Annotated in this window: 10 protein-coding genes; 8 read left to right on the plus strand and 2 right to left on the minus strand. The window is 70.0% G+C overall.

What is annotated here, in order from left to right:
* Positions 1 to 61 precede the first annotated feature (61 nt).
* The 5 genes from ACFCVM_RS17250 to ACFCVM_RS17270 all read left to right on the plus strand — a co-directional run bounded on the left by ACFCVM_RS17250 (position 62) and on the right by ACFCVM_RS17270 (position 7,897).
* Positions 62 to 1,999, plus strand: coding sequence for an ABC transporter ATP-binding protein (locus tag ACFCVM_RS17250; protein ID WP_375837957.1), 1,938 nt, complete (start codon positions 62 to 64; stop codon positions 1,997 to 1,999).
* A gap of 111 nt (positions 2,000 to 2,110) precedes the next feature.
* Entirely contained in the window at positions 2,111 to 4,351 is a 2,241-nt protein-coding gene (locus ACFCVM_RS17255; protein ID WP_375837958.1) for an adenylate/guanylate cyclase domain-containing protein, read from the plus strand.
* Positions 4,352 to 4,354: 3 nt separating this feature from the next.
* Complete coding sequence (locus ACFCVM_RS17260) at positions 4,355 to 5,782, plus strand: mechanosensitive ion channel domain-containing protein (protein ID WP_375837959.1); 1,428 nt, start codon at positions 4,355 to 4,357, stop codon at positions 5,780 to 5,782.
* A gap of 241 nt (positions 5,783 to 6,023) precedes the next feature.
* Positions 6,024 to 7,238, plus strand: coding sequence for a sensor domain-containing protein (locus ACFCVM_RS17265; RefSeq protein WP_375837960.1), 1,215 nt, complete (start codon positions 6,024 to 6,026; stop codon positions 7,236 to 7,238).
* Positions 7,238 to 7,897, plus strand: coding sequence for a response regulator transcription factor (locus tag ACFCVM_RS17270; protein ID WP_375837961.1), 660 nt, complete (start codon positions 7,238 to 7,240; stop codon positions 7,895 to 7,897). The genes ACFCVM_RS17265 and ACFCVM_RS17270 overlap by 1 nt, the downstream gene beginning before the upstream one ends.
* 60 nt (positions 7,898 to 7,957) lie before the next feature.
* Here ACFCVM_RS17270 and ACFCVM_RS17275 read toward each other — a convergent pair whose 3' ends face one another.
* Together ACFCVM_RS17275 and ACFCVM_RS17280 are read right to left on the minus strand one after the other, a co-directional pair.
* Entirely contained in the window at positions 7,958 to 8,701 is a 744-nt protein-coding gene (locus ACFCVM_RS17275; RefSeq protein WP_375837962.1) for a DUF305 domain-containing protein, read from the minus strand.
* A complete protein-coding gene (locus ACFCVM_RS17280) occupies positions 8,698 to 9,381 on the minus strand; it encodes a DUF3105 domain-containing protein (protein WP_375837963.1) in 684 nt (227 codons plus the stop codon). Before ACFCVM_RS17280 ends, ACFCVM_RS17275 begins: the two co-directional genes overlap by 4 nt.
* Positions 9,382 to 9,630: 249 nt before the next feature.
* Here ACFCVM_RS17280 and ACFCVM_RS17285 point away from each other — a divergent pair, with 249 nt between their 5' ends.
* The 3 genes from ACFCVM_RS17285 (at position 9,631) to ACFCVM_RS17295 (ending at position 13,119) form a co-directional block, all read left to right on the plus strand.
* Positions 9,631 to 10,998, plus strand: a complete 1,368-nt coding sequence (locus ACFCVM_RS17285; protein WP_375837964.1) for a cystathionine beta-synthase — start codon at positions 9,631 to 9,633, stop codon at positions 10,996 to 10,998.
* Between the two features lie 42 nt (positions 10,999 to 11,040).
* Positions 11,041 to 12,231, plus strand: coding sequence for a cystathionine gamma-synthase (locus tag ACFCVM_RS17290; protein ID WP_375837965.1), 1,191 nt, complete (start codon positions 11,041 to 11,043; stop codon positions 12,229 to 12,231).
* A 96-nt stretch (positions 12,232 to 12,327) separates the two neighbouring features.
* Positions 12,328 to 13,119, plus strand: coding sequence for a slipin family protein (locus ACFCVM_RS17295; protein ID WP_375837966.1), 792 nt, complete (start codon positions 12,328 to 12,330; stop codon positions 13,117 to 13,119).
* Positions 13,120 to 13,134 lie beyond the last annotated feature (15 nt).

Here is a 13,134-nt window from a genome sequence, read left to right on the forward strand (position 1 = left end):
CGCTGCTCTGCTCGCGGCGAACGCCGGGCTTGCCTGCGAGGCCCCGGCATAGGGTGATGCCATGAGCATGCACGGGGGAGGCCCACGCGGCGGTGGCGGTGGCGGCGGTGGTCGCGGCGCGGGCGGCGCTGGCGGCGGTTCCCGCCGCGTGTTCGCCGCCGACGAGGCGGCGCAGCGCGCTGCGAATGCCGAAGCTCCGCAGGTGCCGAACCTGCTCGGTCGCATCGCCGAGCTGTTCGCTCCGCACAAGGCCGCCCTCGTCACGACGATCGTGCTCGTGCTCATCGGCGCTGCGCTCGCCATCATCCCGCCGCTCCTGACCCAGCGCGCCTTCGACGACGGACTGTTCCCGGTCGACGCGAGCGGCGAGGTGTCCGGCCCCAACCTGCCGGTGCTCATGTGGCTCGTCATCGCGATGATCGCCGTCTTCGTCGTCTCGGCGCTGCTCGGTGTCTGGCAGACGTGGCTCACCGCGACGATCGGCAACAACGTCATGGGCGCACTGCGCGTGCGGCTCTTCACGCACCTGCAGGCGATGGAGCTGAGCTTCTTCACGCGCACGAAGACGGGTGTCATCCAGTCGCGGCTGCAGAACGACGTCGGCGGTGTCGCGGGAGTGCTGACGAACACCGTGTCGAGCGTGCTCGGCAACACGGTCACCGTGATCTCGGCGTTCATCGCGATGCTGATCCTGAACTGGCAGCTCACGATCATCGCGCTCGTGCTCATGCCGTTCATGGTCATCGCGCAGCGCCGGGTCGGCCAGGTGCGGGCGCGCATCGCGGGCCGAACGCAGGAATCGCTCTCGGAGATGACGGCGATCACGCAGGAGACGCTGAGCGTCTCCGGCATCCTGCTGTCGAAGAGCTTCACGCGGCAGAAGAGCGAGATCGAGCGCTACGCCGACGAGAACCGCAACCAGATCCACCTGCAGGTCAAGCAGCAGATGACGGGCCAGTGGTTCTTCGCGATGGTCAACATCTTCATGTCGTCGATTCCCGCGATCGTCTACCTGGTCGCCGGGTGGCTCATCGCGGGCGGCGCAGCGGATGTCACGGCGGGCACGATCGTCGCATTCACGACCGTGCAGGCGCGCCTGCTGTTCCCCCTGATGGGGCTCATGCGGGTCGCCCTCGACCTGCAGACGTCGAGCGCCCTCTTCGCGCGCATCTTCGAGTACCTCGACCTGAAGCCGGCGATCACCGACAGGTCCGACGCCCGCGAGGTGCCGCTCGGCCCCGAGCTCGGTCGCGTCGAGTTCGATGAGGTGTCGTTCCGCTACCCCGATGCCGACGACGATTCGCGACCGACCCTCGACGCGGTGAGCTTCACGATCGAGCCGGGTCAGTTCGCGGCGTTCGTCGGGCCGTCGGGCGCCGGCAAGACGACGGTGTCGTACCTCGTGCCGCGGCTGTACGAGGCATCCGGAGGTGTCGTGCGCTTCGCGGGGGTCGACGTTCGAGATCTCGACCAGGAGTCGCTCATCTCCCACATCGGCATCGTGAGCCAGGAGACGTACCTCTTCCACGCCACGATCGGCGAGAACCTGCGGTACGCGAGACCGGATGCCACGGACGCCGAACTCGAGGCGGCGGCGCGGGCGGCGAACATCCACGAGACGATCGCCTCGTTCCCCGACGGCTACGACACGGTCGTCGGCGAACGCGGCTACCGGCTCTCGGGCGGCGAGAAGCAGCGCATCGCGATCGCGCGCGTGCTGCTGAAGGACCCGGCCGTGCTCGTGCTCGACGAGGCGACGAGCGCGCTCGACACGATCTCCGAGCGCGTCGTGCAGCAGGCCCTCGACGATGCCGCGCGCGGCCGCACGACGATCGCGATCGCCCACCGCCTCTCGACCGTGGTCTCGGCCGACGTCATCTTCGTCGTCGTCGCCGGGCGCATCGTCGAGCAGGGCACGCACGCCGAACTCGTCGGCGCCGAGGGCGTCTACGCATCGCTCTACCGTCAGCAGGAGGAACGGTCGGTGCTCGAGCCCTGAGCACCTGGAGCGGCGATTCGGGGGACACGACTTGGGTCGCAGCCCTTGCGGCCGGTGCACCCCTCGCCACTAGAGTGTGGAACATCTTGCCGGGGGGCCGAGAGGGGCGACGTGACGACGACGGAACGTGGGGCGCCGCCCGAGGCATCCGCTGAAGACAGCGCCGCAGCACCGCCGCCGGTTGCGCCACCAGGACCGAGCCGCGCGCCGCGCGACCCGAAGCCACGCGCGTCGAAGCGGCGCCGTGTGGGGCTCAGCATCCAGTCGAAGCTGCTCATCATGCTGCTCGGCGTGAGCCTCGTCTCGTCGGTCATCGTCGGCGTCATCGGCTTCGTCAGCGGGCGCGAGTCGCTGCGTGCCGCCGCGGTCGACCAGCTGACGACGATCCGCGAGCTGCGCACGGGCGAGCTCGAGCGGGTCTTCGAAGGGGTGCAGACCGGCGTCACCCTCGACTCGCGCAACCTCAGTGCACAGAACTCCTCGATCGCGCTGAACGCCGCGTTCGAGGAGGCGCAGTCGCGTCCGCTCACCGAGGCGCAGCGAGGCGAGCTCGAGGCGTACTACACCGATGAGTTCAACCCCGCCCTGGCGGCGCGCGCCGGCGGCACCTACGCTGCGGGTGCCTTCATCCCCGAGTCCACCGCGGGCCAGTACCTGCAGTACCAGTACACGTCGAAGGTCTACCGGTTCCCCGGGGGCGAACTCGATTTCGAGGCCGCGCTCGCCGCCGGTGACGCCGGCGACGGCAGCGCGTGGTCTGCGGCGCGTGAGCGGTACGGAGACTACTTCCAGCGCATCATCGACGCCTCCGGCTACGACGACGTGCTCATGCTCGACACCGAGGGCAACGTCGTCTACACCGCGTACTCCGGTCCCGACCTCGGCATGAACATCATGACGGGGCCGCTGAAGGACTCGCAGCTCGCTGCGGCGTACCGAGACGTGATGGCCACGAACTCCGTCGATGCGCTCGCGACGACCGACTACGAGCGGTACATCCCGTCGCTGAACGTGCCCGCCATCTGGGTGGTCTCGCCCGTCGGCAACACGGAGCGGGTCACCGGCGCCCTGGCGGTGCAGATCCCCATCGACCTCATCAACAACGTGCTCACCGGTGATGAGCGCTGGAAGGAACAGGGGCTCGGCGACACCGGCGAGGTCTACATCGTGGGCAGCGATGACCTGATGCGCAGCAACTCGCGCCTACTCATCGAGGATCCCGAGGCGTACGAGAAGCTGGCAGTGGCGAACGGCACTCCGTCCGATCTCGCCGAGCGCGAGGTGCGGGTCGGCGGCACGGTGCTGTTGCAACCCGTCACGACGGACTCGGTCCGGCTGGCCCAGCAGGGGAAGTCGGGCACCACGATCTCGAGGGGCTACCTGGGCCGCGACAACATCACGGCGTACACCCCGGTCGACATCGACGGGCTCAACTGGGTCGCGGTCGCGCGGATCGACACGGAGGAGGCGTTCGCCCCGGTCGCCGACTTCACGCGCAACCTCGTGATCTCGACGCTCGCGATCCTGCTCGCCGTGAGCGTGCTCTCGATGCTGCTCGCCCAGGTCTTCACCCGACCGGTACGACGTCTCTCCGATGCCGTGCGCCGCGTCGCCGGGGGAGACCTCACCGTGCAGGTGCCCGCCGGCTCGCGCGACGAGTTCGGCGACCTCGGCAACGCCTTCAACGACATGAGCTCGAGCCTGCGCATCAAGCAGGAGCTCATCGACGAGCAACGCGCCGAGAACGAGCGCCTGCTGCACACGCTCATGCCCGAAGCCGTCGCGAAGCGCTATCAGGAGGGTGAGGAGACGATCGCCGAGGTGCACCAGGATGTCTCGGTCATCTTCGCCGAGCTCATCGGCTTCGACGACTTCACGGAATCGCTGTCGAGCGACGACGAACTCGCACAGCTCAACTCGCTCATGCGCGGCTTCGACGAGGCCGCCGAGCGAACCGGCGTCGAGAAGGTGCGCACGCTCCGCGGGGGCTACCTCGCCAGCTCGGGCCTCATCGTGCCGCGGGTCGACAACGTGCGGCGCGCGGTCGAGTTCGCGAACGAGCTGCGCACCGTCATCGCGCGGTTCAACGCCTCGAACGATGCATCGATCGAACTGCGTGCCGGCATCGCGACCGGCACCGTGACGAGCGGACTCGTCGGGCGGACGAGCCTCGCCTACGACCTGTGGGGCGACGCCGTGAACCTCGCCTATCGGGTACGCAGCGTCGACGGCAGGCCCGGCATCTACGTGAGCCAGGCGGTGAAGGACCGCCTGCAGGACGGTGTCCGCATCGTCTCGGCCGGCACGATCGAGACCGCCGACGGCGCCGAGACCGTGTGGCGGGTGGAGTAGCCCATGGAGGAGCTGTTCGGCGAAGGCTGGCTGGTCTGGGGCATCGTGCTCGCGGTCGGTGTGCCGGTGCTGCTCGTGGTGCTCACCGAGGTGCTCGGCTGGCTGACGCGCCGGGGCAGTGCCGCCGCGGGGCCGGTGCGGCTGCTCCGCAACTGGGTGGTGCCGGTCGGGGCGCTCTTCGGCCTCCTGATCTTCGCGATCCAGTCGCCCGCAGAGCAGGTGTGGGCCAGGGTCGTCGCCACGGTGCTCGGCTTCCTCGTGATCCTCCTGGTGCTGAGCGCCCTCAACGTCGCCCTCTTCGCCAACGCGAAGCCCGGCAGCTGGCGCGAGCGCATCCCGTCGATCTTCGTCGACCTCGGCCGGCTCGTGCTCATCGTCGTCGGCCTCGCGATCCTCTTCTCCTGGGTGTGGGACGCGGATGTCGGCGGGCTCATCGCGGCGCTCGGCGTCACCTCGATCGTCATCGGCCTCGCGCTCCAGAACGCGGTCGGCGGCATCATCTCGGGCCTCCTGCTGCTCTTCGAGCAGCCGTTCAAGCTCGGCGACTGGCTCGACACGGGCAGCGTGCGCGGCCGCGTCATCGAGGTGAACTGGCGCGCCGTGCACATCGACACCGGCGCCGGCGTGCAGATCGTGCCGAACGCCTCGCTCGCGAACGCCTCGTTCACGAACCTCAGCCTGCCGACCGAGCTGCACCGCGCAATGGCGACGGTGACCTTCTCGACCGACGATCCGCCGCACGAGGTCATCGAGCTCGTCGTCGACGTGGCACGCGGACTGCCGATGGCCGCCGCGGGCGAGCAGCCCGCTGCGCGCTACCTGGGCGCGGCGAAGTACGAGGTCGAGGTGCCGGTCTCCGGCCCGGCGGCGGCGGATGACGCGGTGTCCCTCCTGCTCGCCTGGCTCTGGTACGCGGCGCGGCGGCGCGGCCTCTCGCTCGACGGCGACTCGACCGACCCGGTCGCCGAACCCGCCCGTCTCGCCTCCGCGCTCGAGCTCATCGCGCCCGCCTTCCGGCTGAGCGCCGACGATCGGGAGCGGCTCGCCCCGTCGTGCCGCCTCGAGCGGTACGGCACCGGGGAGATCGTGCAGCAGCCCGACCGGGTGCCCGACGTGCTGAGGGTCGTGGTCGACGGCCGACTCGCGCTGTCGATCGTCACCGACCGCGGCGCGATCGATTCCGGTTCCGCTGAGGTCGGCGAATCGGTCGGGCAGACGGTGCTCACTCGCGAGCCGTCGTTCGTGCGCGCCGTCGCCGCCGAGGTCACCACGATCCTCGTCATGCCCCTTGCGGTCATCGACGAGATCGTGCGGTCGAACCCGACGGTCGCGCGCGACATCGGTCAGGCGATCGAGAATCGTCGGCGCGCGGCATCCGATGCGCTCGCCGCAGCCGGGATCGTACGCGGCGCGCTCGGCGGTCGCGGGTAGGCGACTCGTCGACGTTCTCGGCGCGCGGGCGGCGGCGATCCGGGGGCCAGCCCCCATCGCTCTCGGGACAGCCCCATGTCCGGGCGAGTCTCCGAGCATGAATATGGTTGAGGACGAGGCCACCGCCCGTCGCGATCTCCTCTCGATTGGATCCACTGAGATGTCAAGCACGCCGACCGCGCGAATCCGACCTCGCCCCCCACTCTTGACGGCGTTCTTCGCCCGTCGCACGTGGAGGGAGGTGGGCTTCATCTGGACGGCGCTTCCCGTCGCGATGCTCGAGCTCACCTATCTCTCGTTCGCGTTCCTGCTCGGCCTGCTGGCCGCGCTCAGCTACGTCGGCATCTCGATCGCCGAGGCGTTCGCCGCGGGCTCGCGCCAGCTCGGGATGCTCTCGATCCGCCTCGCACGCCACATGCTCGGACTCGAGATCGCCGATCCGCCGTCGTCCGCCGCGTTGGCGGCCGACGCCGACTGGGCGACCCGGATGCGCCGTCTCGTCACCCCGCGAACCATCGGGTTCCCCCTGCTGCATCTGCCCCTCGCCGTGCTCAGTTGGGCGGGTTCCGCGATCGTGCTCGTGCTCGGGCTGGCGCTCTCGACGGAGTGGATCGTCGAGAGCTTCCGCCCCGGGAGCGTGCAGGTGCTCGGCTATGTGGCCGACACCCCGCTCATGCACGGCGTGTTCACCGTTGCGGGACTCGTGATCCTCTTCCTCGTCTGGCCGGCCGTCAACCGCGGCCTCGCCGGCTTCCACGGCGACGTGATCGCGCGGATGCTGGGACGTACCCGTGCAGAAGAGCGCATCATCGAGCTCACGAACTCGCGCCGCGCCGCGGTGACGGATGCCGACGCCACGCTGCGCAGAATCGAGCGCGACCTGCACGACGGCGCGCAGGCGCGCCTGGTCGGGCTTGCGATGTCGCTCGGCGACGCCCACGAACGCCTCGCCCGCGGCGACGACCCCGAGACGGTCGCCGCCCTCGTCGAGTCGGCGCGCACCGCCGCCACGTCGACGCTCGCCGAACTGCGCGACCTCGCGAAGGGCATCCATCCGCCGGTGCTCGACGCTGGGCTGGAAGCCGCCCTCGCCTCCGTGGCGGCGGGTTCGCCGCTGCCGGTCGGCATCGACTGTCGCATCGAGGGCAGGCCGTCGGCGGTCATCGAGACGATCGCCTACTTCAGCGTGCTCGAACTGCTCGGCAACGTCGCGAAGCACTCGGGTGCGAGTGGTGCGGATGTCGCGATCGTGCAACGAGGAGCGCGCCTCGTCGTCACGGTCGCCGACGACGGTCGCGGCGGTGCCCATGTCGCCTTCCGCGACGAGTCGGGCTCCGGCACCGGCCTCGCCGGCCTCACGCAGCGCGCCCGGTCCGTCGACGGGTCGCTCGCCGTCGACAGCCCGGTGGGCGGGCCGACCGTCGTGACGATCGACCTCCCCATGGTGGTCGCCTGATGCGCGTCGCCGTCGCTGAGGACTCCGCGATCATCCGCGACGGACTCGTGGCCCTGCTCGAGGGCCGCGGCGTCGAGGTGTGCGGTGCGGTCGGCGACGGCGACAGCCTCATCGCCCTGGTCGACCAGGATCCGCCGGACGTCGTCATCTCCGACATCCGGATGCCGCCCGGCCACAGCGACGAAGGCTTGCGTGCCGCCCTCCGCATCAAGCGAGACCATCCGACGACCGGTGTGCTGCTCTTCTCGCAGTACGCGGAGACGCGATACGCCCGAATGCTGCTCGACGCGAGCGGCGAGGGCGTCGGGTACCTGCTGAAGGATCGCGTGGCGGACGTCTCGACCTTCATCGAGTCCGTGCGCCAGGTCGCGGCCGGTCACGTGGTGCTCGATCCCGAGGTGGTGGCGTCGCTGCTCGGGCGTCGGCCGGCCGGCGGGCCGCTCGCCGGGCTCACCGAGCGCGAGCTCGACATCCTGCGCCTGATGGCCGAGGGACGATCCAATTCGGCGATCGGCGCGGCCCTGTTCCTCTCGCCCGGCACCGTCGAGAAGCACATCACCGCGGTCTTCGCGAAGCTCGCGCTGCCGGCGTCTTCCGTCGATCACCGTCGAGTGCTCGCGGTGCTGCGCTACCTCGCCGCCGGGCACTCGGCTGCGTGATCGTCGTGCGGCGACCCTGAACGGGTCGCTCATGGGTCGCACGGGGCCCGGGGTTCGGGCCTAGCTTCGCTCGGCGAGCATCCCGGTCATGAGCTCGATCTCCGAGGTCTGGCTGTCGACGATCGACTGGGCGAGCGCGACGACGACGCCGTTCGTCGAGCGCGCGAGCACCGCGTCGGCCATCTCGACGGCGCCCTGGTGGTGCGCGATCATGAGCTCGAGGAAGCGGCGCTCGGCGTCGATCCCGGTGAGGCCGCGCAGCTCTTCCACCTGAGCCGGTGTCGCGAGCCCCGGCATGGGGGCGCCGGGTACGTGAGCGCCGGGGTCGGATGCCGCGTGGTCGTCGTGGCCCGCGGCGCCGTCGAGGGCGGGGCGGGTCATCCAGGTCATCGACGGTTCGGAGCCGGCCTGCGAAAGCCCCCACCCGGCGAGCCATCCGTACATCTGACCGGCCTGCTGCGCCTGCGTCGTCGCGATGTCGTAGCCGAGCAGTCGTACCTCGTCGTCGTCGGTCGCGTCGCGCACGATCATCGCGAGCTCGACCCCCTGCAGGTGGTGCACCTGCATGTCGCGCGCGAACCCGGCCTCGGCGCTCGTCGTCGTCGGCGTCGGCTCGGCGAGCGTCGACAGGCGCCCGATCGAGAACGCCACGGCGGCCACGACGATGAGGGCGACGGATGCCACGGCGATGACGACCGCCCGGCCGCCCCGGCGTCGCCCGGACGAGGGGGCGGCCGACGGGTCGGTCACGTCGCCGGTGTCGATCACGGCGTCGGTGGTCGGGCTCTCGGTACCCGGTGTCACGACACCTTGCCGGGTGCGTCGTAGGCGCCCGTGCAGAGGGCGCCGGGCTCGGGCACGTTCTGGCTCTTCCAGTACTCCTCGAAGAACGCCGGGATGCGCTCGTCGTCGGCGCTGTCGAGGGCGAGCTGCGAGTTCCAGCCGCTCAGCACGATCGGGGAGGGCAGGCCTTCGAAGGGCGAAAGCACGACGTACGTCGAGGGCAGGTACGCCTTCAGCGCCTCGAGCTCCGCGGCGGGCAGCTCGGGGTCGTAGGTGACCCAGATCGCCCCGTGCTCGAGCGAGTGCACGGCGTTCTCGTTCGGTACCGGCTGCTCGTAGACGCCGCAGTTCAGCCACACCTGGTTGTGCTCGCCGCCGGCGGGCGGCGTCTGCGCGTAGTCGACGACGCCCTCGACGTGACCGGCGCCGTTGTCGAAGGTCTCGACGCCCTCGATCTTCGTGCCGTCGCCGCCGGCGCCGTACGAGACGGGCTGCGGGGTCAGCACGATGGCCGTGACGATGATGCCGATCACGGCGACACCGCCGACGACCGCCGACCAGATGCCGATGCGGCGGTTCCGCTTGGCCTTCGCCTCACGCTTCTTGAACTCGGCGAGCTTGCGCTCGCGTTCAGCGGCGCGCTGCTGCTTGATGGAGTTCTGCTGCTTCACCTTGGGGGGAACGGGCGGGGTCGCGCTCACACGTAGGCCTCTCTCGCATGGTTGTCGCTTCAATCATATGAAGGGTGCGAGCGTTCAGGCTGGGAGAACGCCGGATCGCGGCATCCGCTCGGGACGCTCTTCGCCACGGTCCGCCGACCGGATAGAGTGGCCTCGTGATCCTCTCGCTGTGTTGTCGCTGACGCCGACAAGACCGACCCCAGCACGCACGATCGTTCGCCGCTCCCGTTCGCCGACCGGGCCGAACGAGCCGACAGCAAGGACCTCACCATGAAGTACGCAGACACCATCGTCGATCTCGTCGGCGACACCCCGCTCGTGAAGCTGCACCACGTCACCGAAGGCGTGACAACGGCGACCGTGCTCGTGAAGCTCGAGTACCTGAACCCCGGTGGCTCATCGAAGGACCGCATCGCCGGCCGCATCATCGACGCCGCCGAACGCGAGGGCAAGCTGAAGCCGGGCGGCACGATCGTGGAGCCGACCTCGGGCAACACGGGCGTCGGCCTCGCGCTCGTCGCCCAGCAGCGCGGCTACAAGTGCATCTTCGTCTGCCCTGACAAGGTCGGCGAAGACAAGCGCAACGTGCTGACCGCCTACGGCGCCGAGGTCGTCGTGACGCCGACCGCCGTCGCGCCCGACAGCCCCGAGTCGTACTACGGCGTCTCCGATCGGCTCGCCCGCGAGATCCCGGGCGCGTTCAAGCCCGACCAGTACTCCAACCCCAACGGGCCGCGCTCGCACTACGAGACGACGGGCCCCGAGATCTGGCGGGACACCGAGGGCGAGGTCACGCACTTCGTCGCCGGCGTGGGCACCGGCGGCACGATCACCGGCACCGGGCGCTATCTGCGTGAGGTGTCCGAAGATCGCGTGCGCATCATCGGCGCCGACCCCGAGGGCTCGGTCTACTCGGGCGGCACCGGTCGGCCCTACCTCGTCGAGGGCGTCGGCGAGGACTTCTGGCCGACGGCGTACGACCCCGCGGTGCCGCACGAGATCATCGCCGTCTCCGATGCTGAGTCGTTCGACATGACCCGGCGCCTCGCCCGCGAAGAGGGAATCCTGGTGGGAGGTTCGAGCGGCATGGCCGTGGTCGCGGCGCTGAAGGCCGCTGCCTCCGCCGGCCCCGACGACGTGTTCGTGGTGCTGCTGCCCGACGGCGGTCGCGGCTACCTCGGCAAGATCTTCAACGACAAGTGGATGCGCGCCTACGGCTTCTCCAACGCCCCGGCCGGCCACACGATCGCCGAGCTGCTCGCGGCGAAGGCCGACCGCACGGCGCCCCTCGTCTACGTGCACCCGAACGACACGGTGCGCGAGGCGATCGACCGCATGACCGAGACGGGCGTCTCGCAGCTGCTCGTGCTGACCGCCGAGCCGCCCGTCGTGCTCGGCGAAGTGCTGGGGGCGCTGCATGAAGAGGCGCTGCTCGACCTCGTCTTCTCGGGGCAGGTCAAGCTCACCGACAAGGTGTCGAGCGTCGTGGGGGAGCCGCTGCCGCTCATCGGGGTCAACGAGCCCGTGGCATCCGCTCGCTCGACCTTCTCGACGACCCCCGCAGTGCTCGTCACCGACGGCGGCAAGGCGCTCGGCGTGATCACCCGCACCGACCTGCTCGCCTACCTCTCGGCCTGACCGGCCTCGCACACCTTCACCACGCACTTCAGGAGTTCCGACATGCACGACCACTCACGCTTCGACACCCTCGCGATCCACGCGGGGCAGGAGTTCGACCCCACCACCGGCGCCGTCATCCCGCCGATCTACCAGACCTCGACCTACGTGCAGGACGGAATCGGGGGCCTCCGCGGCGGATACGAGTACTCGCGGGGCGGCAACCCCACGCGCACCGCGCTCGAGACCCAGCTCGCCGCACTCGAGGGCGGGGAGCTCGGCCTGTCGTTCGCCTCGGGCCTCGCCGCCGAAGACGCGCTCCTGCGCACCGTGCTGTCGCCCGGCGGCCACGTCGTCATCGGCAACGACGTCTACGGCGGCACGCACCGGCTCATCCGACGTGTGCACGGCGCCTGGGGCGTGCGCCACACGACCGTCGACACGAGCGACCTCGACGCCGTTCGCGCCGCGATCGAGCCGTCGACGAAGGTGCTCTGGATCGAGACGCCGTCGAACCCACTCATGAAGATCTCGGATGTCGCGGCGCTCGCCGAGCTCGGCCGCGCCGCGGGCGTGCTCGTGGTCGTCGACAACACCTTCGCCTCACCGGCGCTGCAGCAGCCGCTCGCCCTCGGCGCCGACGTGGTCGTGCACTCGACCACGAAGTACCTCGGCGGGCACTCCGACGTCGTCGGCGGGGCGCTCGTGTTCGCCGCCGGCCTCGACACGGGCGGCGGATCGACCCGCCCCGAGCTCGCCGACCTCGCCGAGCGCGTGACGTTCACGCAGTTCGCGGCGGGCGCCGTCTCGGGCCCGTTCGACGCGTTCCTCACCTCTCGCGGCATCAAGACGCTCGGGGTGCGCATGGACCGCCACAGCAGCAACGCGATGGCGATCGCCCGGCGCCTCGACGAGCACGCCGGCATCGAGCGCGTCTACTACCCGGGCCTCGAGTCGCACCCGGGCCACGAGCTCGCCGCCCGTCAGATGTCGGGCTTCGGCGGCATGCTCTCGATCTCGCTCGCGGGCGGCGGCGTAGCCGCGCGCCGGTTCGCCGAGTCGACCGAGCTCTTCCAGCTCGCCGAGTCGCTCGGCGGCGTCGAGTCGCTCGTCAACTACCCCTCCGAGATGACGCACGCCTCGGTGAAGGGCACCGATGCCGAGGTGCCCGAGTCGATCGTGCGCCTGTCGGTCGGCATCGAAGACGTCGCCGACCTGCTCGCCGACATCGACGGGGCGCTCGCCCGCCTGTAGCGGCATCCGCCGGGTTCGCGGCGAGCTCACGGTCTCGCGGTGGGAGAATGGGAGCAGGCGCGCGACACGAACCGCCGCCTCGGGAGATGAGCTCTCATGGTCTGGCTCTGGATCACCTTGGTCATCGTCGGCATCCTCGCGATCGTCCTCTTCTTCATGTCGGTGAAGATCGTGAAGCAGTACGAGCGCGGCGTGGTGCTGCGCTTCGGTCGATTGCACAGCGTGCGCGAACCGGGCATCCGGTTCATCATCCCGATCGTCGACGTGATGACGAAAGTGTCGCTGCGCATCGTCACGCTGCCGATCCAGTCGCAGGGCATCATCACGAAGGACAATGTCACGGTCGGCGTCTCGGCGGTCGCGTACTACCGGGTGGCCGACGCGGTGAAGTCGGTGATCGCGATCGAGAACGTGAAGTCGGCGATCGACCAGATCGCGCAGACCACCCTGCGCAGGGTCGTCGGCCAGCACCACCTCGACGAGACGCTCGCCGACACCGCGGCGCTGAACGCCAACATCCGCGAGATCCTGGATGTCACGACGCTCGACTGGGGCGTCGAGGTCACGCTCGTCGAGCTGAAGGACATCCTGCTGCCCGACTCGATGAAGCGCGCCATGGCGAAGCAGGCAGAGGCCGAGCGCGAGAAGCGCGCGAAGATCATCGCAGCCGAGGGCGAGTCGATGGCGGCCGTGCAGCTCGGGGTCGCGAGTGACACGATGATGTCGCACCCGCTCGCGCTGCAGCTGCGCACGCTGCAGACGCTCGTCGAGGTCGGGGTCGACAAGAACACGCTCGTCCTCTTCCCGGCACCGCTCATGGCCTCGATCGGCGACCTCACCAACTTCATCGATCGGGAGGCGGCGGTCGCCCAGGTCAGGCGCGCGTGACGCGGTGGCAGTATT

Source organism: Agromyces sp. NPDC056389, from assembly GCF_042262385.1.
GTDB lineage: Bacteria > Actinomycetota > Actinomycetes > Actinomycetales > Microbacteriaceae > Agromyces.